The organism is Pseudomonas sp. 13B_3.2_Bac1, assembly GCF_025466205.1.
Lineage (GTDB): Bacteria > Pseudomonadota > Gammaproteobacteria > Pseudomonadales > Pseudomonadaceae > Aquipseudomonas > Aquipseudomonas fluorescens_H.
In genome coordinates, this window is the sequence record NZ_JANLOG010000155.1 from 16243 (window position 1) to 37569 (window position 21327).

Annotated in this window: 21 protein-coding genes; 7 read left to right on the forward strand and 14 right to left on the reverse strand. The window is 61.6% G+C overall.

Annotation, left to right across the window (positions count from 1 at the left end; all coding sequences use genetic code 11):
• Genes NTD85_RS26415 through NTD85_RS26425 form a run of 3 tightly spaced genes read left to right on the forward strand, consistent with a single transcriptional unit; the run spans position 1 to position 1914 of the window.
• A complete protein-coding gene (locus tag NTD85_RS26415; RefSeq protein WP_003221315.1) occupies positions 1-885 on the forward strand; it encodes a type II secretion system F family protein in 885 nt (294 codons plus the stop codon).
• Between the two features lie 23 nt (positions 886-908).
• On the forward strand, positions 909-1631 hold the full coding sequence (locus tag NTD85_RS26420) for a tetratricopeptide repeat protein (RefSeq protein WP_262143628.1): 723 nt from the start codon (positions 909-911) through the stop codon (positions 1629-1631).
• Positions 1632-1641: 10 nt separating this feature from the next.
• Entirely contained in the window at positions 1642-1914 is a 273-nt protein-coding gene (locus NTD85_RS26425) for a DUF3613 domain-containing protein (protein ID WP_262143629.1), read from the forward strand.
• Positions 1915-2727: 813 nt separating this feature from the next.
• Here NTD85_RS26425 and NTD85_RS26430 read toward each other — a convergent pair.
• Both NTD85_RS26430 and NTD85_RS26435 read right to left on the reverse strand, forming a co-directional pair.
• Entirely contained in the window at positions 2728-3516 is a 789-nt protein-coding gene (locus NTD85_RS26430) for a response regulator transcription factor (RefSeq protein WP_045122702.1), read from the reverse strand.
• 126 nt (positions 3517-3642) lie between these two features.
• Entirely contained in the window at positions 3643-4113 is a 471-nt protein-coding gene (locus NTD85_RS26435; RefSeq protein ID WP_262143630.1) for a prepilin peptidase, read from the reverse strand.
• A 75-nt stretch (positions 4114-4188) separates the two neighbouring features.
• Between NTD85_RS26435 and NTD85_RS26440 the strand changes: the two genes are divergently transcribed.
• Together NTD85_RS26440 and NTD85_RS26445 are read left to right on the forward strand one after the other, a co-directional pair.
• Positions 4189-4650 carry a TadE/TadG family type IV pilus assembly protein gene (locus tag NTD85_RS26440; RefSeq protein ID WP_003221302.1) on the forward strand — a complete coding sequence of 154 codons (462 nt, stop codon included), beginning with the start codon at positions 4189-4191 and terminating at the stop codon, positions 4648-4650.
• The gene (locus NTD85_RS26445) at positions 4647-7400 is read left to right on the forward strand and encodes a PAS domain-containing sensor histidine kinase (protein ID WP_262143631.1); all 2754 of its coding nucleotides are present in this window, start codon (positions 4647-4649) and stop codon (positions 7398-7400) included. Before NTD85_RS26440 ends, NTD85_RS26445 begins: the two co-directional genes overlap by 4 nt.
• On the opposite strand, the gene NTD85_RS26450 is transcribed toward NTD85_RS26445, so the two are convergent.
• From NTD85_RS26450 to NTD85_RS26470, 5 genes are all read right to left on the reverse strand, one after another.
• On the reverse strand, positions 7397-9394 hold the full coding sequence (locus NTD85_RS26450; RefSeq protein WP_262143632.1) for a pilus assembly protein TadG-related protein: 1998 nt from the start codon (positions 9392-9394) through the stop codon (positions 7397-7399). The two genes, NTD85_RS26445 and NTD85_RS26450, sit on opposite strands and share 4 nt — an antisense overlap.
• A 130-nt stretch (positions 9395-9524) precedes the next feature.
• Positions 9525-10082, reverse strand: coding sequence for a DUF4136 domain-containing protein (locus tag NTD85_RS26455; RefSeq protein ID WP_003221298.1), 558 nt, complete (start codon positions 10080-10082; stop codon positions 9525-9527).
• 51 nt (positions 10083-10133) lie between these two features.
• Positions 10134-10742: a DUF4136 domain-containing protein gene (locus tag NTD85_RS26460; RefSeq protein ID WP_262143633.1), complete on the reverse strand. Its 609-nt coding sequence runs from the start codon at positions 10740-10742 to the stop codon at positions 10134-10136.
• A 12-nt stretch (positions 10743-10754) separates the two neighbouring features.
• Positions 10755-11504, reverse strand: coding sequence for a methyltransferase (locus NTD85_RS26465; RefSeq protein ID WP_003221296.1), 750 nt, complete (start codon positions 11502-11504; stop codon positions 10755-10757).
• Positions 11504-11806, reverse strand: a complete 303-nt coding sequence (locus NTD85_RS26470; RefSeq protein WP_103520865.1) for a MazG-like family protein — start codon at positions 11804-11806, stop codon at positions 11504-11506. The genes NTD85_RS26465 and NTD85_RS26470 overlap by 1 nt, the downstream gene beginning before the upstream one ends.
• 159 nt (positions 11807-11965) lie before the next feature.
• On the opposite strand from NTD85_RS26470, the gene NTD85_RS26475 reads away from it, so the two are divergent.
• Complete coding sequence (locus tag NTD85_RS26475; protein ID WP_003221294.1) at positions 11966-12259, forward strand: hypothetical protein; 294 nt, start codon at positions 11966-11968, stop codon at positions 12257-12259.
• Between the two features lie 150 nt (positions 12260-12409).
• Positions 12410-13759: an MATE family efflux transporter gene (locus tag NTD85_RS26480; protein WP_103520864.1), complete on the forward strand. Its 1350-nt coding sequence runs from the start codon at positions 12410-12412 to the stop codon at positions 13757-13759.
• Here NTD85_RS26480 and NTD85_RS26485 read toward each other — a convergent pair.
• From NTD85_RS26485 to NTD85_RS26515, 7 genes are all read right to left on the reverse strand, one after another.
• On the reverse strand, positions 13753-14628 hold the full coding sequence (locus NTD85_RS26485) for an alpha/beta hydrolase (RefSeq protein WP_262143634.1): 876 nt from the start codon (positions 14626-14628) through the stop codon (positions 13753-13755). The genes NTD85_RS26480 and NTD85_RS26485 overlap by 7 nt on opposite strands.
• An 11-nt stretch (positions 14629-14639) precedes the next feature.
• Positions 14640-15434, reverse strand: coding sequence for a DUF4123 domain-containing protein (locus NTD85_RS26490; RefSeq protein ID WP_262143635.1), 795 nt, complete (start codon positions 15432-15434; stop codon positions 14640-14642).
• Positions 15431-16768, reverse strand: coding sequence for a type VI secretion system Vgr family protein (locus NTD85_RS26495; protein ID WP_262143636.1), 1338 nt, complete (start codon positions 16766-16768; stop codon positions 15431-15433). The genes NTD85_RS26490 and NTD85_RS26495 overlap by 4 nt, the downstream gene beginning before the upstream one ends.
• A gap of 230 nt (positions 16769-16998) precedes the next feature.
• On the reverse strand, positions 16999-18912 hold the full coding sequence (gene speA / locus NTD85_RS26500; protein WP_003221289.1) for an arginine decarboxylase: 1914 nt from the start codon (positions 18910-18912) through the stop codon (positions 16999-17001).
• 217 nt (positions 18913-19129) lie between these two features.
• On the reverse strand, positions 19130-19501 hold the full coding sequence (locus NTD85_RS26505; RefSeq protein ID WP_003221288.1) for a translation initiation factor Sui1: 372 nt from the start codon (positions 19499-19501) through the stop codon (positions 19130-19132).
• A gap of 188 nt (positions 19502-19689) precedes the next feature.
• The gene (locus NTD85_RS26510) at positions 19690-20247 is read right to left on the reverse strand and encodes an NUDIX hydrolase (RefSeq protein ID WP_003221287.1); all 558 of its coding nucleotides are present in this window, start codon (positions 20245-20247) and stop codon (positions 19690-19692) included.
• A gap of 3 nt (positions 20248-20250) precedes the next feature.
• Positions 20251-21318: a DUF2333 family protein gene (locus NTD85_RS26515; protein ID WP_003221286.1), complete on the reverse strand. Its 1068-nt coding sequence runs from the start codon at positions 21316-21318 to the stop codon at positions 20251-20253.
• Positions 21319-21327 lie beyond the last annotated feature (9 nt).

Here is a 21327-nt window from a genome sequence, read left to right on the forward strand (position 1 = left end):
ATGATCTTTCTTGTCGCCCTCATGTTGTTGCTCGGTGCGTTTTTGCTGGTGGCCAACCACTTGCTGACCGAACGCCGCCGCGAGCGCCAGGTGACTCAACGCCTGCAAGGCAACCTGGTGCGCGAAAGCCGTCTGGGCAACTGGTTGCGCGCCTTGGGCAACAGCCGGTTTGGCCGACGCTCGGTGAGCATCGACAGCGAAACCCAGACCCTGCTCAGCCGCCTCGGCTGGCGCCGCGCCAGCGAGCGTTCGTTGTACGCGGCGTGTCAGATCGGCACTCCGCTGCTGGCGCTGGGTGTCGGACTGTTTTTGCGAGAAGTGTTCTTCCCCCACGCGCCGAACGGCTGGCTGGTGCCGATGCTCGCCACCGGCGCCGGTTACCTGCTGCCCAAACGGCTGCTGGCGTACGCCGCAGCGCGCCGGCAGAAAATCATCGCCGTAGAAATTTCGACATTCATTCCGCTGCTGCGCATCCTGTTCGAATCCGGCATGGCGGTCGAACAGGCGCTGCGTGTCCTCAGCACCGAAGGGCAAAAACTGCTGCCGGAACTGACCACCGAACTGCGCCTGATCCTCAGCCGCGTCGACTCGGGCCTGGAGCTCGGCCAGGAACTCAACAAGACCGCCGTGATGCTCGCAGTGGACGAATTCACCGACACCTGCGTGATCCTCCAACAACTGATTCAACAGGGCGGCGGCGCGATGAAATCGCTGTTGTCGCTCAAGCAATTGCTCGACGACCGACGCCTGACACGGCTGCAGGAGTACGTGTCGAAAATGTCGGCAAAGATGTCGGTGGTGATGATGCTGTTTCTTTTTCCGGCCTTGCTGATCGTTCTGGCCGGTCCCGGTTTCACTGCCATTTCAAGGGCGTTTGCAAACTGACGTGGGCTCATGGAGAGCGTTTGATGAAAGTACTGATTGTCATGGCAAGTCTGTTGATGCTCGGCGGTTGCGCCACCGACGGCCAGGCGCCGTGGACGGCAATGCTGTCACCGTCCAGTTGCAGCAAATTGAGCTCTGAACAAGAGCTGTCCCTGAACCTGGCGGACGATCTGGCCAACGACGGCAAACTGCACGCCAGCCTCGCCAACCTGCAGAGCATGCCCGACAACTTGAGCGAAGTGCGCCTGCGCAAAGCCAAGGTCTACCGCCTGCTCGGCCGCAGCGAAGCCGAGCCGCTGTACCGCGGTTTGCTCGGCGGCTGCCTGACCGCCGAAGCCGAACACGGCCTGGGCCAGCTCTACGCCGCCCGCGGCGACAACGGCCAGGCCCAGGCCCACCTGCAACGCGCCGCACGCCTGGCCCCCACCGACGAAAAAATCCGCAACGACCTCGGCGTGGTCTACCTCAACCAACTGCGCCTCGAAGACGCCCGCTTCGAATTCCTCACCGCCATCGAACTCAAGCAGAACAATCAACTGGCAACGATGAACCTGGTGTCATTGCTGCTGTACCAGAACAACTGGCAACAAGCCGCCGAAATCGTCAGCCGCGCCAAACTGACCCCGGCGCAATTCACCGAAGCCCAGGAACGCGCGGAAAAACTCAAAACGCCGGTGCCGGCGAAACCGGCGACCAGCAATCAAGTGGCGGTAGCGGCTGATCCGCAAACGTCGACAATCAAATAAGGAGACAGCCATGAACGCACTCAAAGGCCTGTGCTACCTGAGCATGTTGAGCTTGCCGCTGAGCGCCTTCGCCATCGACGCCGGCCCGGCCTCCGCGCAGCAACAGGAAACCGAAGGCTGGCTGCTGCTGCAAAGCCGCAACAAAGCCGCCTCGGAAAAAACCCAGACCGCCACCGCCGCTGAACGGGAACTGGCGATGCAGCGCTGGCTGAAAAAGTACAAATACGAAATTCCGGACTTCTACGACCCGGATGCGGGCGGCAAGATCGAGACCAACAAGTGATTTGATGCTGGCCGCCATACCGCCATCGCGAGCAGGCTCACTCCTACAATGGGATGGGGTGTGTCCTGTTGGAGGTTGGGCGGCTGTCAGGCCGCCTTCGCGAGCAAGCCCGCTCCCACAATGGGATGGGGTGTGGTCTGTGGAGGCTGGGCGGCTGTCAGGCCGCCATCGCGAGCAAGCCCGCTCCTACAATGGGATGGGGTGTGGTCTGTTGGAGGTTGGGCGGCTGTCAGGCCGCCTTCGCGAGCAAGCCCGCTCCCACAATGGGATGGTGTGTGGTCTGTGAAGGCTGGTCGGCTGTCAGGCCGCCTTCGCGAGCAAGCCCGCTCCCACAATGGGATGGGGTGTGTCCTGTGGAGGCTGGGCGGCTGTGAGGCCGCCATCGCCAGCAGGCTGGCTCCTACAATTTAGCAAGCGCACACACCATGCGGCGAAGCCGCCCCACTCAACAGGATGAGCGCAAGCTCGGCTGCAGCTCTTGATCTTGATCTTGATCCACGGGCGACGTCGGAAGGCTGAGTGGAGGGATTGATCCGGGGGTGGGAGCGCAGCGACCGTTTGGCGCAGCCAAACACAGCGAGAGGAGGTGCAGCGAAGCAAACCGTAGGCGCTGCCCCCGGATCAATCCCGAAGCGAAGGGACCCCGAGCCCCAGCGAGCGGGCCGAACGCAGGAGCAAGCCTTTTTGGTTACTTTTTCGGCGTCTGGAAAAAGTGACTCGCCGTCAGGGCGAAACCACCAGCCGCAACACCCGCAGCAACGGATCCCCCCAACCCCCCCCCCATGAACATGGCCGGCCCACAGGCCGCCAAGGTCAATGCGCCGTCACCCGCTGCCGCAAAGCCGACCCACCGGGAGACAACGCCAACGCCAACTGCGTCCGGTTATGCATATGCGTCAACCGCAAAACCTGCGACACATAAAGCTTCACTGTGTTCTCAGTAATCCCCAACTCACAGGCAATCTGATAATTGGTCTGCCCCTTGCCCACCAACCGCGCCACATCGAGCTGGCGTGGCGACAGTTGTTGAAAGATCTCCGGCATTTCCTGCTGCTCGCTGTCAGGCGCTTCCCCGCCCATCACATCACGAACCACCGCCGCCGGACTGCGCCGAACCTTGTCGAGATCCTGATAAAGGTCATCAATCGACTCGGACAAAAATTGCAGCTTCTGATTCAAATGCCCCAACTGCACATTTTTATGCCGTTCGTGCAAAGCCTGCTCCTGACGCTGCAAGCCCTCGAGCAATTCCGTCAAAACAATCGGCTTCTGATAGTAATCGGCAATTCCGGCACGCAACGCCTTGATCACGTCCTGCTTATCGGCGCGCCCGGTGAGCATGATCGCCTCGAACACCCGGTGCTTGCCGCAGATCCGCTGCAGCGCCTGCACCAGCTCGATGCCATCCATGTCCGGCATGTGCAGGTCGCACAGCACCAGGCCGATATCAGCATCTTCACTGAAGCGCGCGATCGCCTGCTGACTGGATTCACAGGGTACGCAGCGGTAACCGCTGCTTTCGAGAAACTCGCACAACTCCTCCACGATCAAGGGCTGATCGTCAACCACGAGGACTTTTATCGCAGACGTAAGCTTGTTCACGTGCCACTCCATGCCGTAGGCCAAAGCTGACCATTCCTGTACTGCCAGACTTTGGCTGTATAACCTGCTCATTTGAAAGTAGACGCACTTTCCGACTATGTACATAGGACTAGTGGCATCTGGCGACTAATGGATCCAATGTATCGAAAGCAATACACCGATCAGCACAAACGGTGCAAATGGCAGCTTTTTTGACTTTTCCGGCTCCAGATAACGAAGATGTTCTCTAACTCGTTGACTCATATGCAGCCAGAGTCTTGGCGCTATCAGCAGCCAGATCAAACTCGCCAGGCCGGCGCCGATAAACGCGCCAAGAATGAACAGACCGTCCGTCGCAAGCCCCAGTACTGTCATTAATTTCACATCGCCGGCCCCCATGCGCCCCATGAAATACCCCGGTAGCGTTAGCACCAGCGCAATCAGAAAAGCCCAACCACCCTGCTCCGCATCGGCGCCGAGCCAGGTGTTGCCGGTCCACAGCAAATACCCCAGCGCGAGCGCACCTGCACCGAGTGTCAGAACGTTAGGAATACGCCGCTGGCGGGCGTCGAAGGCGGCACACATGGCCAGCCAGACAAGAAGGGTGAAGCTGAGCATTCGGTAAAAACCGTCCGTTTTGGCTGAATGATTCTATGCTGATACTACGCAGTGACTGTCAGGGTAGACGCACTCATGAAAACCGGCTTTCGCAAGTCGCAAAAAGGCGCGGTGGCGATTGAGTTCGCCTTGGTATTCGTGATCTTTTTTGCGGTGTTTTACGGTCTGGTCAGCTACAGCCTGCCATTCGTGATGATGCAATCGTTCAACGAAGCCACATCCGAGGCGATCCGCCGCAGCGTACAGGTCGATCCGAACACTCCCAACTATTCAACGGTGGTGGTGAACACCGCAAACGCCGCGCTCACCCAGCAATTGTCCTGGGTGCCGCCGGCCTTCAATCTGGTAATCGGAGTCGATACCAATGCGGTCTATAACACCGGCAGTGCCTATGGGCCCAATGGCACGCTGACCGTCTCGGTGAAATACCCGGTCAGCAAGCTGAATCAGGTCATCCCCTTTCTGGTACTGCCGGGGATAGGCACGGTGCCGAACCTGCCGCCCAATCTGACCGCCATTTCGAGCCTGCAATTTTGACGGCCGGCGACAATCTCTTCGGGCGTTTGCTCAAGCGCGCACCGACCGCCGCCCTCGACCTGCCCAACCTGCTCGGGACGCCGCCGGTCGGCCTGCATGTGTATCTGGACGACGACGGCGGCGTGCTGCAAATGGCCGGCCCGCTGCGCCACCTGCTCGCGCAACAACCCCCGCATGAGCCGCCGTTACCGTTGCGTGCCTGCCTGCTGCCACACAGCACACTGGCGATCCACGGCCGCCCGGCAGATTGGCAGGGGCAAATGTTCGATCTGGATTTCCCCGGTCTCGGCGATCAGATTCTGCACCTGCGCGGCTGGGTGCAGCCGTCGGGCAACGGCTGGCTGATGCAACTGCTGGACATCGCCGACCTGTTGCTCGAACGCCAGCAGTCCCGTCATCGCGAAGCCAGCCAGTTGATCGGCGGACAAATCAGCGAGCAGGTGCGCATCTGCGGCCTGAGTCGCCTGCCGCAGGTCGTCAGCGAACAACTGCAACTGATCGCCCAGCGCTGGCATATCCCCTGCCTCGGTCTGGCGCTGCTCGACGAGCAGACACAAGGCTGGCAGATCTATCGTCAGTTCAGCGCCTACGATGCGCCCACACTCTGGGAGGACGGCCAGCGTCTGGGCACGTCACTGGACAGCCTGAGCGGCAGCGCGCCGCAGCGGATCGGTGCGCAGCATGGCCTTGACGAACATGCGCGGGTGCAAGCCGTGTTCGGCAATGGCGAAGGGTTGGCCGTGCCCTACAGTGATGAACGCGGCGTGGTGGCCTGGCTGCTGTGCGGTTTTTTTGCGGTGGATTCGGCCGCGCCGTACCTCAAGGACCGGGACTGGATGGCCTTGACCAGTGCCCTCGCCGGCCCGTTGCTCGGGCGTTTGCGTGAGCAGCAACATCACCTGCAACTGGAGCGCCTGGAATCCTTGCAGACGCTGCTCGGCACCGGCTGGTGGGAAATTCAGGCTGACGGCAGCGAGATCCAGTTGGCCCCCTCACTGACCAGCGCCCTGCAGTTGAGCAACTCGCGGCTGGCAGTCGAAGACTGGCTGGCGCAGCTTCATCCCGCCGACCGCGATGAGGTGCGCAGTCGTCTGCAGGCCTTGCAGCAACAGGGCGAGCCGCTGACGCTGTGTGTACGCCTCAACCGACCGGAGGCCGGGCAAACCTCGACGTGGTATCGCCTGCAGGGTCAGACCAGCGGTAACGGCGAACAGCGCCGGCTGATCGGTTTCATGCTCGACATCAGCGACATCAAGAACCAGCAGCAACTCGCCGCCGCGGCGCACGCACGGCTGGACAACCTGATCGCCAGTTCTCCGGCGGTGATTTACGTGCAGCACTACCTCGAGGGGGCTTTGGTGCCGGCCTTTTTCAGCGCCAGCCTGCAACCGTTGTTGGGTTGGAGCCTGGCCGATTGCAGCGCCAGCGCACTGGTCGAAATGATTCACCCCGAAGATCGCGACGGGTATTTCCAGCGCACCCGCCAACTGCTGCGCGAGGGCTCGGTGAGTACGCGTTATCGGTTGCGCGACAGTCGCGGGGTTTATCACTGGCTGCTCGATGAGGCCAGATTGCTGCGCAACGATCTCGGCCTGCCGGTCGAAGCCGTCGGCTTGTGGCTGGACGTCACCGAGGCGACGCAAGCCGCCGAACAAGTGAGACAAAGCGAAGAGCGCTATCGGATTCTGGTGGAAGACTCACCGGCAATGATCTGCCGGTATCGACCTGATCTGACCCTGACCTTCGGCAACCGGCCACTGGCGAATTATCTGGAATGCACCCCGCAGGACTTGCCGGGGGTCGATCTGGGCGGCTGGATGTCCGACGAGCAACGTAGCGCGTTCAAGCATCGCGTGTCCCTGTTGACCCCGGACCTGCCAGTGAGCACCGCGGAAATCAGCCTGCAACTGCCGGGGCGCGAACATGCATGGTGGGTGTGGTCGGATCGCGGTGTGTTCGACGAACACGGGCAGTTGATCGAGGTACAGGCAGTGGGCCGCGACAACACCGAAGTGCGTCGCTCGCAGCAGCAACTGACACAAAGCGCAAAAATGGCCACCCTCGGCGAAATGGCCACGGGACTGGCGCACGAAATCAATCAGCCGCTGAACGTGATGCGCATGGCCATCGTCAACGTGCTCAAGCGCCTGGGCAATGGCGATGTGCAGATTGATTACCTCACCGACAAGCTCAATCGTATCGATGCGCAGGTCGAACGCGCGGCGAAAGTGGTGGATCACATGCGCGTGTTCGGCCGCCGTTCGGAGATCGAACAGCAACTGTTCAACCCGGCCTCGGCCATCGAGGGCACGCTGTCGCTGCTGGCCGAAGGCATGCGCGGCAAAGGCGTGGATCTGCGGATCAGCGAAACCGCGTTTGTGGTGCAGGTGCGCGGGTTTGTCGATCAACTGGAGCAGGTGTTGATCAATCTGATGGTCAATGCCCGCGATGCGTTGCTGAGCAAACGCGAGAAGGATTCGACGTTCAAGCCGTGGATCTCGATCTACGCCGAACGTGATGATCAGAAGGTACGGCTGTGGGTCGAGGACAACGGCGGTGGCATTGATCCACGGCTGCTGGAACGGATTTTCGAACCGTTCTTCACCACCAAACCGGTGGGCGTCGGCACCGGGCTGGGTCTGTCGGTCAGCTACGGCATCATCGAGAACATGGGCGGCCATTTGAGCGTGCGCAACTCGGTGGAAGGCGCACGCTTCTGCATCGAGCTGCCACTGGCGCCGGACGCCTAGATCACCAGATAGGCTTTGCCGGTCTGGCCGCAGGTCATGTTGGCGCCCACATCGACGTCCATCAGATTGATGCCCAGGCTATTGAGCAGATTGTTCAGCAAGGGGTCGAGCAGAGGGCTGAGCAGGTTGGTAATCAATGGCTGAAGAATGGTGGTAACGCTGCTGATCAGACTGGCCACACCTGTAACGATGGCGCCCAGGGGGTTGCTGCCCAAAGGTTGATAAACAATCAGATTGATCCCCGCCAGCGTGCTGGCCAGGCTGTTGACGATGTTGCTCGATGGCGCAGCGGAAATCACACTGGGGGGCAGCTTCAGGTTGGGCGGCGTCGCGAATGGGGTCGCGCTGGAAAACACCAGGTCCTGAGTATTCTGAGCCACGCTGGTGTTGACCATGATCGCAATCCCGCCGGCCCCGTATTGCACATGCGTGCTCTCGTCGCAGCTGCCGATCCCGAGAATCTTGTGGCAGGTCACGGTGCCCAGATCCACAAGAGGCAGCGGCGTAACGGTGGGTTCCGCGGACGACGAAAAGGCATTGGTCGGGTCAATCTTGCCAACCTTCAGATCGGCAATCGAGGTGATGGTGTGCGCAGTCAGGCTCTTGGTGCCCGTGGTACCCGTCGGGCAGCTGTAATCAGTGACGTAGCTGATGGCACCACCGGCATCCAGGGCGATATCGATTTCCGGGGACGGCAATAGCAGCGGGTCGAGTTGTTGGCAACCGGCACCTAGCAGACAGCCGACCGAATTGAGAGTCGCTACCAGGTTGAGGCTCAGCAGAGCATTCAGGGTCGGGGTCAAAGTTCCGACCAGCCCCAGTACCGCATTGACCAGACCGGTCACCCCGGACAGCACCGGCAGATTCACCGACAGCATCGTGCGAATCTGCGCCGTGCGCACATAAATCCGGTTCGGTCCCGTCGGGTTGGCCTTGGCCAGCGCCGGATCACCGATCGCGGAGAACTGCGGCGGCTCGATGACTTTGACTCGCACCGTGACGTTCGCCAGCCCCAGTACGCTGATCGGCACCGTGGCGGACACCGCGCTGTTGCTGTTGGCCAGTTGCACCACGGCCTGCACCAGTTGCAGCAATTGCAGGTTGGCATCCAGCCCCGCCGCAGTGGTACCGGTCTGCAGTTGCAGGATGTCGCCGAGCTTGACCGGCGCGGCATTGATCGCGGCGATTTGCAGCTGGCCCAGTGCGGTGATCACGTCGGCGGTCGCGCCGTTGAGTTGCACCACGGTGGCGGCGGCTTGAATCAGCTGCGTGACGGTAGCCTGGGTGTTGAGCAACTGGGTGTAATTGCCGGCGGCCACGTTGAGATTGATCGCCAGTTGATTGAGGTAACTGAGCAGGTTGACGTTGGTATTGAGCAAACCGTTCCAGCCCAGCGCGGTCAAGTTGACGTTACCGCCGAGCAGCGATGAAAACAGCGGATTGAGAATGTTCGACTGAGCCGTGTTGATGCTCGCCAGCGTACTGCGGATGTTCAATTGCGCGACGGTCGGCTGTGGCTTCGCGGCGACGGCAGAGGCATTGAGCGTCGTGTTGAGGCTCACCGGCGTCCCGCTGAACAACGCCTGCACGCCGCCGGCAATGCTGGTGATGACGGTGCGGCTGGCGGCGACTTTCACGGCAGCGGCTTGAGTGGCGTCTACCGTGAAGGTGCGCAAGCCTGTGGCGGCGGTCACCAGCGTGCCGCAAGTGGTAACAAGGGTGTCGCTGGCATCGACGGTGTAGCCGTTACGCACGGCGCTTTGTCCGGCGTAGGTCGCGGCCGTCAGACCGGGCAGACAGGTGCCACCGCGACTGACCGCTTCCAGCGCGGCGTTATCCACCACCCGCTGCAGCTTGCGTTGTTCCATGTACAACCGGCCGGTATCGACCACGAGCAACATCAATACCACTGCCAGGCTGAGGGTGACTGCCGCCATCAGCCCGATAGCCCCGCGTTGCCGCGCCGGGCTGTTGAATTGCGAACGGGGCGACATCGCGCACTCCTTTGCCGGCCCTGTGCCGGGCGCTGCCTCCATGGGTGCAGTTGAGTGTAGACGGCGCTAGTCGCAGCGCGCCATTTCGTGCGCCATAAAACCACTGTGGGAGCTGGTCAGTCTCGACGTCTTAGCGCGGTGGATAGTTGGCCAGGATACGACTGACTGTCTCGCGAATCGCTTTGCTGCGATCCTCAGGGTTCGGCGTGCTGCTGAGCATCTGCTCGTCGCTGCCGCGCCACACCAGTTTGCCGTCCTTGCCGTCGAGCAGGTCGATCTGGATGGTCGCCACTTTGTAGGTGATGTTGCGGGTTTCGTTGTACATCGGTGCGCCCCAGTATCCGTTCCACGGGCCGCCCCAACCGCCGCCGTAGTTGGTGGTGACTTGCTGCTGGCGATCCTCGACGATCAGATAGGCTTGCACGCTCAGGTCACCCTTGGTGCCCGCTGCCGCAGGACGCAAACCACGCTGGTCGAGCTGATCACTGACGGCTTGGCGAATGCGTTGTTCGGTCAGGTCGCTCTTGATCCGTGGATCATCGGGGCGGTATTGCAGCGCGGGTTCTTTCCAGTTCCAGCTGCGATAGGCGGCAAAGTCGCGGCTGGCATCGAAGTCGTGATTGACCTGGTTGGCAGCGCAGGCGCTGAGCAGTGCGGCCATGGCCAGTAAAGCGAGACGGCGGAACATGGGTTTTCTCCGGTTGAAGGCATAAACCTGCGATGCGTTCTCACATACAGACTAGCTCGGAGGATAGGCCGACATGGCTTTTTCCACAGCCTCGCGAATCGCATCGGTGCGTTCGAGCTGGCTGCCCTGATTGGCGGTCTCGCCGCTGGCGCTCCACACCGGTTGACCGGTGACTGCGTCGAACAGATTGACCTGCACCACCACGACCTGCTCCTGATAAGTGCGAACAATCGGCACGCTGTTGTACATGCCGTAACCGCGCCCGTAGCGATCATAGCCACTGTATCCACCGTAACCGTAATCGTCCTGCACCTGACGCAAGCGGGTTTCCAGACGCAGACTGGCGCTGACCAGCAGGTCGGCCGGACGGTTGTCGTGCAACGGCCGCAACCCGCGCTGATCCAGTGCATTGCTCACCGCTTCGGCCACTTGCGCCGAATCGGCCCAGGCCGTGCCCGGCGGCAACTGGCCGTTGAGCCAGGCCCAGCTGCGATAGCGCCCGTAATCACGCGGCGGCGCCGGATAGGCGCTGCGATCAAAGGTGTTGGCGGCTTGAGGCGGCGCCGGTGGCAAGGGCCGCGATTGCGCTACGTACGGGTTGCTGCCCTGGCAGGCAGCCAACCCCAGACAGATCAGCAATAACCCGGATTGAGCTTTCATGTGGTGCTCCGATCAGATCGGCCGGCAGATCCAGTGCAAGTAACGCCCAAGCCCGGCGAAGCTTGGGTGGCGACGGTGAGCGAGCTCCATCTCCAGCAAATCCACCAGTTCGGCGCGAGCCTGGAATTCCACCGGCATGTAGTCGTGGAAAACCCGGATCCCGCTCTGGCTTTCGACCTGCCACAACCCTTCGAGTTGCGTTGCCAATTCTCGTGGATCGAGCGGCTGTTGCGGGGTCAGACTCTGCTTTTCCCCGGCCAGGGTGTTCTTGCGCATTTTCTTGAAATGGCCTTTGAGCAGGTTGCGGTAGATCAGCGCATCGCGGTTATAGAACGCCAGTGACAACCAGCCACCGGGCTTGGTCAGTTGATGCAGCACCGGCAGGATCGCATGCGGTTCGGCCAGCCATTCGAGCACCGCGTGGCAGATCACCAGATCGTAGGGCTCGGTGAGCTGACCGAGCAGCTCCTGCCACGGCGCCTGAATGAACGTTGCGCTCTGCCCGGCTTCGGCGAAGCGCTGACGGGCGCCCTCAAGCATCGGCTCAGCCGGTTCGGTAAAGGTCACCTGATGGCCGCGCTCGGCCAACCACAGCGACATGTGGCCCAGACCGCCGCCGATGTCCAGCACGCGCAACGGTCGATCCGGCAACGCTTCGGCAAGATCGGCCTGCAATACTGCGAGGCGAATCGCACCTTTGGCACCGCCATAGATTTTTTCGGCGAAACGGGTCGCCAACTGATCGAAATGCCGGTCGCTCATCAGCTGAACCGCCGTTCGCTGTCGGCGAGCTTGTTGCGCACCACTTCATTCATGTCCAGCCCCAACTCGCTGCACAGCAGCAACAGATACAAGACGATGTCGCCGACTTCCTGCCCGGCATGCGCCAGTTTGTCCGCCGGCAACTGGCGCGACTGGTCTTCAGTCAGCCACTGGAAGATCTCCACCAGCTCGGACATTTCCACGCTGGCAGCCATGGCGAGGTTTTTCGGGCTGTGAAATTGCCGCCAGTCATTGCGGTCGCGAATGGCGTGCAGGCGTTCGGTCAGTTCAACAAGGTTCATCGGGTTCTCCTGAAGGCGTATAGCTTCGGGGGGATGCCAAACGAAGGCAAGGGGCACGCGTCGCTCCCACACAGGATTGAGGCAAACCCTCTATAGTTGCAGGGAACTCGGCCACCTGCGTTGTGGCCCAAGGCTCAGCTCTTTCATCAGGATGCACACATGCAGGTAGAAAGCTTTTTCGAATGGCTCGGCCAGGCGCTCGGTTCGGTCATCCGCTTTATCGTTGATGGCCTCAGTGGCCTGTTCAATGTGCTGAGCCATGCCGGCGGCAACTTTGTCGACGGTCTGGCCAAGACCTTGGGCATGGACACCTCGATCATCAGCATCCTCGCGCTGATTGTCGGCTTGATGCTGCTGTGGTCGGCGATTCGCGCGTTCATGAATGCGTCGATCATTGCCGGGATCATCTGGTTGCTGCTGGGGTTGTGGTTGTTGAGCTGGATTATCCACTGACACCTCTCTTCCCCTGTGGGAGCGGGCTTGCTCGCGAAAGCGTCAGATCAGTAAAAGCTGTTTTGACTGACACACTGCCTTCGCGAGCAAGCCCGCTCCCACAATTGATCGCATGAATCGCTACAATCCCCGCTCCCCCAAGGAGCCCGCATGTCCAACCTGATTGCCGACTGGCGCGACCGCCCGACTCACCGCAAGGTCTGGGCGCTCGCTGCGCCGATGATTCTTTCGAATATTTCCGTACCGCTGGTGGCGCTGGTCGACAGCACCGTCATCGGCCACCTGCCCCACGCTCATCAGTTGGGCGCGGTGGCAGTCGGTGCCAGCCTCTACACTTTTCTTGCCTGGGCCATGGGTTTTCTGCGCATGGGCACCACCGGGTTTGCCGCTCAGGCGGCCGGGCGCAGCGATGGCGCGGCGTTACGGCAGATTCTGTTGCAGGGTTTGCTGCTGGCGCTGGGACTGGCGATCGTGCTCGGCGCTCTCGGCGTGCCGTTGAGCGGCGTGGCCCTGCATTTCATGCAGCCATCGGCAGAACTCGATCAACTGACCCGCGAGTTCTTCCACACCCGGCTATTCGGCTTGCCGGCAGCGCTGGCCAGTTACGCCCTGGTCGGCTGGTTTCTCGGCACCCAGAATGCACGGGCGCCACTGGCGATTCTGCTGACCACCAACCTGATCAACATCGCTCTCAACCTGTGGTTCGTGATAGGGCTGGAATGGGGGGTGGTCGGCTCGGCCCGGGCCTCGGTGATCGCCGAGTGGAGCGGCGCCCTGCTCGGCCTGTGGCTGACCCGTGGCGCATTGCGCGCCTATCCCGGGCACATCGCCTGGGCAGCGCTGAAGGTGTGGCAGAGCTGGCGCCCGCTGCTGGCGGTCAACCGTGACATTTTCATTCGCAGCCTGGCGCTGCAATCGGTGTTTTTCCTGATCACCGTGCAAGGCGCGCGATTGGGCGATGCCACAGTGGCGGCGAATGCCTTGCTGCTCAATGGCCTGCTGTTGACCGCGCATGCGCTGGACGGCTTGGCCCATGCGGTCGAAGCCTTGTGCGGCCACGCCATCGGCGCCCGCGACCGGCTCGCCCTGCGCCGCTCGCTGGTGGTGGCCGGCGGCTGGTCGCTGCTGGCCAGCCTCGGTTTCGCCGCGCTGTTTCTGTTGGGCGGGCACTTGTTCATCGAGATGCAGACCGACATCCAGAGCGTGCGCGACACCGCGTTCATCTACCTGCCGTATCTGGCGGTGTTGCCGCTGATTGCGGTCTGGAGCTACCTGCTCGACGGTCTGTTCATCGGCGCCACCCGTGCCCGGGAAATGCGCAACGGCATGCTGCTGACCATCGCCCTGCTGCTGCCATTCGCCTGGGCCCTGCAAGGGCTGGGCAATCATGGGCTGTGGATAACGTTCCTGCTGTTCATGGTCTTGCGCAGCCTGACCCTCGGCGCCTTCGCCCTGTGGCTGCGGCGCAACGACGGCTGGTTCAGCGGCGCCACTCACTGAGTCGGCGTGTGTTTGACGAACGCCACGACCTGATCGAGTACCGGCGCCAGCCGCCGCAGCGGCCGCGACAGGGTTGCCACCAGCGTCACATGATTGGGGCGCGAGTAATACAGATCCTGCACCGGCACGCCGGCCTCACGCAGTTTTTTCGCGAGGCCGGCGGTGTTGCGCATCGGGTTGACCAGATTGTCCTTGGTCGCGGCGATCAGCAGTGCCGGAGGCTCGCCCGCCCTGACGTGGTTGATCGGCTGCGATTGCGGCGGTGAGTCCGGCCAGAAAAACACCGGGCGCACGTCGGTATTGTTGATCGGCAAAAAGTCATACGGCCCGGCCAGGCCGATCCAGCCGCTGAGGTCTTTCGACGACATGCCCACTGCACCGAGCAGGCCAGGGTCCAGCGCCAGCATCGCGGCGTTGTAGGCGCCGGAACTGTGGCCCATCAGATACAGGCGTTGTGGGTTGCCGGAGAACTCGCGGATATGCGCGCGAGTCCAGGCCACCGCCCGCGCCGAGTCTTCAAGAAACAGCGGATAGCGCACTTGCGGGTACAGCCGATAATCCGCCAGCACCGCGACAATTCCCCGCGACGCCAGCGCCTCGCCGACAAACGCGTAATCGCCACGCTCACCGCTGTTCCAGCTGCCGCCGTAGAAGAACACCACCACCGGCGCGTCCTCCAGCAGCTGGCGCGGCACGTAGACGTCGAGTTTCTGTCGAGGATCATCGCCATAGGCAATCCCGGCGGTTTTGTGGAACGTGTCGTCGGGGGTCAGTGCATTGAGCACCTTGACCGGGGAACATCCCGTCAGCACCAGCAGCAGAAACCCGCCGAGGACTGCGCCGAACCGCTGCCACAGAGGATTTGTCATGGTGTCGCACCTCAAGATTGATCGTTCTGCCACTGTCGCCGCACATGGTCGAGCCGTTCCTGCTGGGTCAGCCCGTCCGGCACGCCTGGCAATCCCGCTCGGGGATGCTGCAAGCGTAGCCACAACCAGCCATCCAGCACGGTTCGGTCACTGAAACCCAGCGTCAGCCCCTCCTGCACATGGGAGGCCATCCGCGTGTAGTCGGTTCCGAGTGATTGGCACCAGCGCCAGATGTGGTGTTCCAACAGGCAACTTTGCAAACGTTCGCGCTGACGATGGGTAAGGCTTTCGTCGATCCCCAACGGCTCGACCGCCCACTGCGGATTGCGCAGTTGCTGCCAGCCCTGACTGCCGATGGCGAGGTCGGCCCAGGTGCCACCGAACCAGCGCATCAGCCGGATCGGCCCGAGCCAGCGGCTCAAGTCGGCGGCATCACAGGCATCGAAGAAATAACTCGCTGTCTGCCGGTTGTAGTAACCGAGCAAGGCACGGTGGTTGAGCCCGAACGAAACGCTGAGCATCCGGCGCAGGTGGTTCAGAAGTGTCTGCTGCGAAGCATCGCTGGCCAGCAGCAGACCGCGCCAGGTCTGCGGATCGCGGTGACACAGCGCAGCCAGTGCCGGACTCTCGTGCAACTCGACCAGCAGCGGCCCGTACTCGCTCACCACTTGAAACTCGGTGCCCTCGAGCAGCCGCGTGCAACGTACTCCGGCGAACCCCTGACGCAGTGTCGCCAACGCCTGCTGCGCGTCGGTGCCGTCGAGCAACAGCCACTGTGCCTGCTGGGCAAACCCGACGCCGCTCAAGTGGCGCCGCCCTGATCCAGCGACGCGACCAGTCGGCAACTGCAGATCGACGCCGTGCAGTGGTTGTAACTGCCGCCGCCGGGCAACAGGCACAACAGCAACAGCGGTTCGGCGGACTGGAGCCATTGCGCCAGACCCGCACTCGCCAGCACGTCCGGCAGCGCCAATGACTCGTCGACGTCTTCGATCACCGCCGGTTCCTGCAGCACACCACTGATCACCGGTTGATCCGGATCGCCCTCATGAAAACTCACCACCACTTCGACCCCTTCACGCAACGATGCCAGCGACGTGTCGCTCAACGCCGCCGCCAGCGGCAGCCAACAGTGGCTGGCGGCAGCGCCTTCGCCCTGGTAAAGCCAGTCAAACTGCACGGCCACCGGTCGCAGGTCGTCAGGTTGTGGTTCATCGACCGTCACCACCCAGGCACGTTGCAGGCTGTGCATCCGCGGTCGGGTACAAGTGCTCGCCAGCGGGGGGAGTGGCGCCTGGGCGGCGGCAACGATCCGATTGCTGTAAGAGGGCTCGCTGGCGGGGTCAGCACGATGCTCGATCCGGCTCAGCAACCAGCGGCGGTTGCACTCGGTAAACGGATGTTCGGTCAGCGCCAGCCACTGCGCGCTGCGCAAGGTCGGCAGATCGCTGTGGCCGTAAGCTTTGCCGATCCGGGCGGGATGCGCGCCCGCATCCGGCGCATTCATCTCTATCTGCCAGCGTCTTACCGTCGCCGCACTCGCGCCCGTGTCCACAGACGCCACACCCGCCACGGGCAAGCGCGCAGGATCATCGGCGAAAACCACACAGTGCCCGTCGGGCCGGTGCTCGAAGTAGTAATGAATCCCGGCCTGCGCGCACAGGCGTTGCACAAACTGCAGATCCGATTCGCAGTACTGGGTACAAAAAGTGCGCACCGGGTAATCGCAGTGCAAATCAAAGCGTCGTTGCCCACCGATGATCCCGTGCTCCTTGAGCACCTGAGCGAGGATCTGCGGCACGCACTGGCTGCTGAAAATCCGCTGGCTGAACCGTAGCGCCAGGCAACTCAGCTTCGGCCCCAGCGTCACCCGACACAAGCGGCAACCCTCAGCGTGCTCGTGCTGGACAAGACTCTGCAATTGTCCGCTCAAGCCATTGTGCAGGGGGCCGAACTGCAGGAACGCCGAGCGGAAAAGCAGACCGGCAAGGTCCAGTTGCGGATCATCGATCAACAGATCGATTGCAAAAACGAAGGGTTCGCTGATGCCCTCACTCCCGGTAAAGGCCAGCACCTCGAAGGGGTCGGGCAGCCCCGCTACATCGAGACGAAACGACGGCTCGTTGACTGATTCGAACATGGGCGGATCTCTACAGGAGGGACGGCCGGGGATTCTCGCCGAGAGCCATGGCCGAGTAGAGAGCTGAAGTACAACTTAGGAAATGACCTACGCGAAAAGCAGACCGGATGACTTCACGGGCGATGTCATGCAGTCTTTTCGCGGGGAATTTGGGAGATGTCCCACCGGGTCATCCGAATTTTCCGCAGTTTGCGGAAAAATTTCAGACAACCCGGTGCAACAGACCTGACTCAGGAAGACAGGTAGGAGGAGCGGGTCAGACCCAGACGCAAGGCATCGAGGAACTGCGTGCGCTCGCTGGCACTGATACGGGCACTGGCGCACTTGTCGCGGTAGTGGGTCATCAGTTCTTCCGGCGACAAGTGCACATAACGCAGCATGTCTTCGATGGTGTCGTGGGTCTCGATGCCGGCGTGGTACACGCTGCCATCGGCGTTCTGGTAGATGTTCACCGAGTCGGTGTCACCGAACAGGTTGTGCATGTCGCCGAGAATTTCCTGATAGGCGCCGACCAGGAACACGCCCAGCAGGTAGTCTTCACCTTCGTTCAGACCGTGCACTGGCAGGCTGGTCTCGATGCTCTGCTCGTCGACGTACTGGTTGATCTTGCCGTCGGAATCGCAGGTCAAGTCTTGCAGCACAGCGCGACGCAGCGGCTCTTCGTCCAGACGATGCAACGGGATGATCGGCAGCACCTGATCGATCGCCCAGGTGTCCGGCAGGCTCTGGAACACCGAGAAATTGCAGATGTACTTGTCGGCCAGCTTGTCGTTGAGTTCGTCGAGCACCTGACGGTGCGAACGCTGACGCGCCTTCAGCGAGTTGTGCAGGCGCCGGCACACAGCGAAGTAGCACTGCTCGGCCAGGGCTTTTTCCGCCAGGGTCAGTTTGCCGTCAGCGTACTGCGAAGCCACGTCGCTCATGTAGTGCGTGGCGCGCCAGTAAGTCTCGGTGACCATCTCGATGTCGGTCGGGCCGAGCAGGTCCACCAGCCACTGCACGGTTTCCGGCAGGTTTTCCTTGTTTTCGATCAGCGGGATTTCGTCGTTGTGTTTCTCGACGTCGGTCACCTGCACCACCAGCATCGCGTGGTGGGCGGTCAGCGAGCGGCCGCTTTCGGAGAAGATGTGCGGATGCGGCAGGCTCTGCGCGTCGCAGAATTCCTTGAGCATGCCGACCACGACACCGGCGTAGTCGTCCATGTCGTAGTTGATCGAACTGGCGTTGCGCGAGTGAGTACCGTCGTAGTCGACACCCAGACCACCGCCGACGTCGATGTGATCGACCGGCAGGCCAAGGTTGCGCAGCTCGCCGTAGTAACGGATCGCTTCCTTGAAACCGTGCTGGTAGTCAGCCAGGTTGGCGATCTGCGAACCCATGTGGAAGTGCAGCAGGCGAATGCCCTGATCGAGGCCGGCAGCGCGGAAGCGCTCGACCACCGACAGCAGTTGCGCCGCCGACAGACCGAATTTGGATTTCTCGCCACCGGTGTCCGCCCACTTCGAGGACGCCAGCGACGACAGGCGCACGCGCAGACCGACCTGTGGCTTGACCTTCAGCGAGGCGGCTTCTTCGATCACCAGGCCGACTTCGGATTCTTTCTCGATCACGATGAACACGTTGTGGCCGAGCTTCTGGCCCATCAGCGCCAGACGGATGAACTCGCGGTCCTTGTAACCGTTGCAGACGATGGTGCCGCCCTTCGGCGCCAGCGCCAGCACCGCCAGCAGCTCAGGCTTGGAGCCGGCTTCCAGACCGATGGAAACGTTCTGGGTGGCGATGATGTTCTCGATCACCGCTTCTTGCTGGTTGACCTTGATCGGGTAGAGCGCGGTGTACTTGCTCTGGTATTCCAGGCGCTCGATGTTCGAGTCGAAAGCACCGGTCAGCTGACGGACACGGTCTTGCAGGATGTCGGGGAAACGTACCAGCAACGGCAGGGACAAGCCGCTCTTGCGCAGTTGGTCGACTTGTTCGAACAGGTCGATAGGCGAACTGCTCGGGCCGTTCGGACGAACTTCGACGCGACCGGCGTCATTGATCGCGAAATACCCGGCCCCCCAATGGCGAATCCCGTAAACGCTGCGGCTGTCCGCAACTGTCCATTGGCTGCCATCGTCTTTACGTGTGCGTCGTACGGACATCGAAGTCCCCTATAAAGAAGTCATAGTGCGTCGCCTGATCGCAGGCCGGCGCAGTCTAAAGAATGAAAATGACGATTCGTCAGCGCGGCGGTAGACCGCGCTGACCGCGTGTAGTTTAGAAACCGGTATGAACAGGCTCTGTGAAAACCATGGAGACGACGCCGGCGCTGAGCATTTCAGAGCCGGATCAAGCCGCAGGTGGTTTTCACAGAGGCTGCTAGCCGCCGGACTTCTTCGCCTTGAAACCGAGCTTGATCAGTTCAGCCAAGAGTAGCTCGACATGATCGCCCTGGATTTCGATGATCCCGTCCTTCAACGCCCCACCGGTGCCGCAACGTTTCTTCAACGTTGTCGCCAGCTCCTTGAGGGCGTCTTCGGCCAATGGCACGCCGGTAATGGTGGTCACCGTCTTGCCGCCACGGCCCTTGCTCTCGCGACGCACGCGGGCAATGCCGTCCCCGGCCGGGATCACGGTTTGTTTGCAGATACAGGCGTCCACCGGCTTACTGCATTCCGGGCAATGACGACCTGCGTCGGTGGAAAATACCAGGCCACCAAGGGCGGCGAAGGATGCGGCTTTTTTGGCCACCGGCAATCCTCTTGGGAGGACAAAGACTGATCGCAACCTTGGGCAAGGTTATCGACCGCGAAGCCCCACTCAGGCAGGGGCAGCGCTACTGCACCGTGCGCTTCAACAAAAGCAGGTCGGTGCAGCTTGAAAAGGTCGCGCAGTGTAACGGCAAAAAGCGCAATTGCTAAGAGCCAATCGGCGCCAATTTATGAGTTCTTTGCGACGTCGCTTTGCTGAGCCTTCAGATAGCGCTTCAACGCGGCCAGAGAGTCCGGACAGTAAGGCTTTTGCTCGATTTCGCGCATCACCTGTTCGACCGGAATGAAGCGTGCTTCCAGCACTTCTTCAGGCTGCAGTTTCAGCGGGCCGTCCCACACCGCGGAAAATGCCGAACACCACAGACGGTTGCCGGTGTCTTCGAAGAAGAAATGATCGTGGGCGGTCAATTCCACCCCGCTCACACCCAACTCCTCTTCCAGCTCCCGGGCTGCGGATTCGGCGTAGGTTTCATCGGCCTGCACCATACCGCCGGCCGCAACATCCCAGTAACCGGGATAGATCGCCTTGCTCAAGGTGCGCCGATGCACGCAAAGCTCACCGGCGCTATTGAACAGCATGATGTAGGTGCCGCGACCGATCAGCCCGCGTTCACGCAAATCGGCCCGCACCAAGGCGCCGAGCAGGTTGTCCTGCTCGTCGACCCAGGCGATCTGTTCGGCATCGGAGGCGGCGCGGTGGGCCGCCTCTTTGGCGCTCTCGACCATGACTCAGCCCTGATTGAGCAGTTGACGCAAATCGATCACCGCTGCGTTGGCCCGGGAAATGTAGTTGGCCATCACCAGCGAGTGGTTGGCCAGAATCCCGAAACCGCTGCCATTGAGGATCATCGGACTCCAGACTGTCTGCTGCGAGGCCTCCAGTTCACGAATGATCTGACGCACGCTGACCGTGGCGTTCTTCTTGGCCAGCACATCGGCGAAGTCCACCTCGATAGCGCGCAACAGGTGCGACAGGGCCCAGGCCTGACCGCGAGCTTCGTAGAACACGTTGTCGATCTGCATCCAGGGAGTTTCCACAACTTCCTCATCGACCTGTGGCACCTGCCCCGGCGCCACGACTTCAGTCTTCAGCGCGGTATTGAGCTTGACCCGACCGACACTGGCCGACAGTCGTTGCGACAACGAACCGAGACGCGTACCGACATCGCCCAGCCAGTTGTTCAGGTTGTCGGCGCGAGCATAGAACAGCGCGTTTTTCTGCGAAGGATCGGACAGACGTGCCTGATAGCGGCTCAGGGAATTGATGCCTTCCTGATATTCCGACTCGCTCGACGGCAGGATCCAGCTCTTGTTGTCGAAGTTGAAACGCGGCTCGGCCTTGGCCAGATCGGCGTCTTCGGCCGACTGCGATTGCGAGCGGGCGAAGTCCTTGCGCAGGGCACGGGTCAAGTCACGTACCTGCACCAGCACGCCGTATTCCCAGCTCGGCATGTTGTCCATCCACAGGCCCGGCGGGAAACGGTCATTGGCGATGTAACCGCCCGGCTTGTTCAGCAAAGTACCGGCAACGGTTTTCAGGGTTTCGACCGTGGTGTAGCCGACGACCATCTGCTTGCCTTCTTTTTCGGCCGCAATCTGAGCGTTCTGCGCCACCGGGAACAGCGCCGGCTCCTCGCTCCAGTAAATGCCCAGGGCGATGGTCACCAACAGGTAAATGCCGACCAGTGTGGCCAGCGCACGGCTGAACAACAGGCCGCCGAAATAGCTGCGGGTGGCCGACTTGGGCTCGGCGGCACGTTCAGGCGCGCTGCCCGCGCGGTTCTTCCAGTCCAGCATGGCGATATC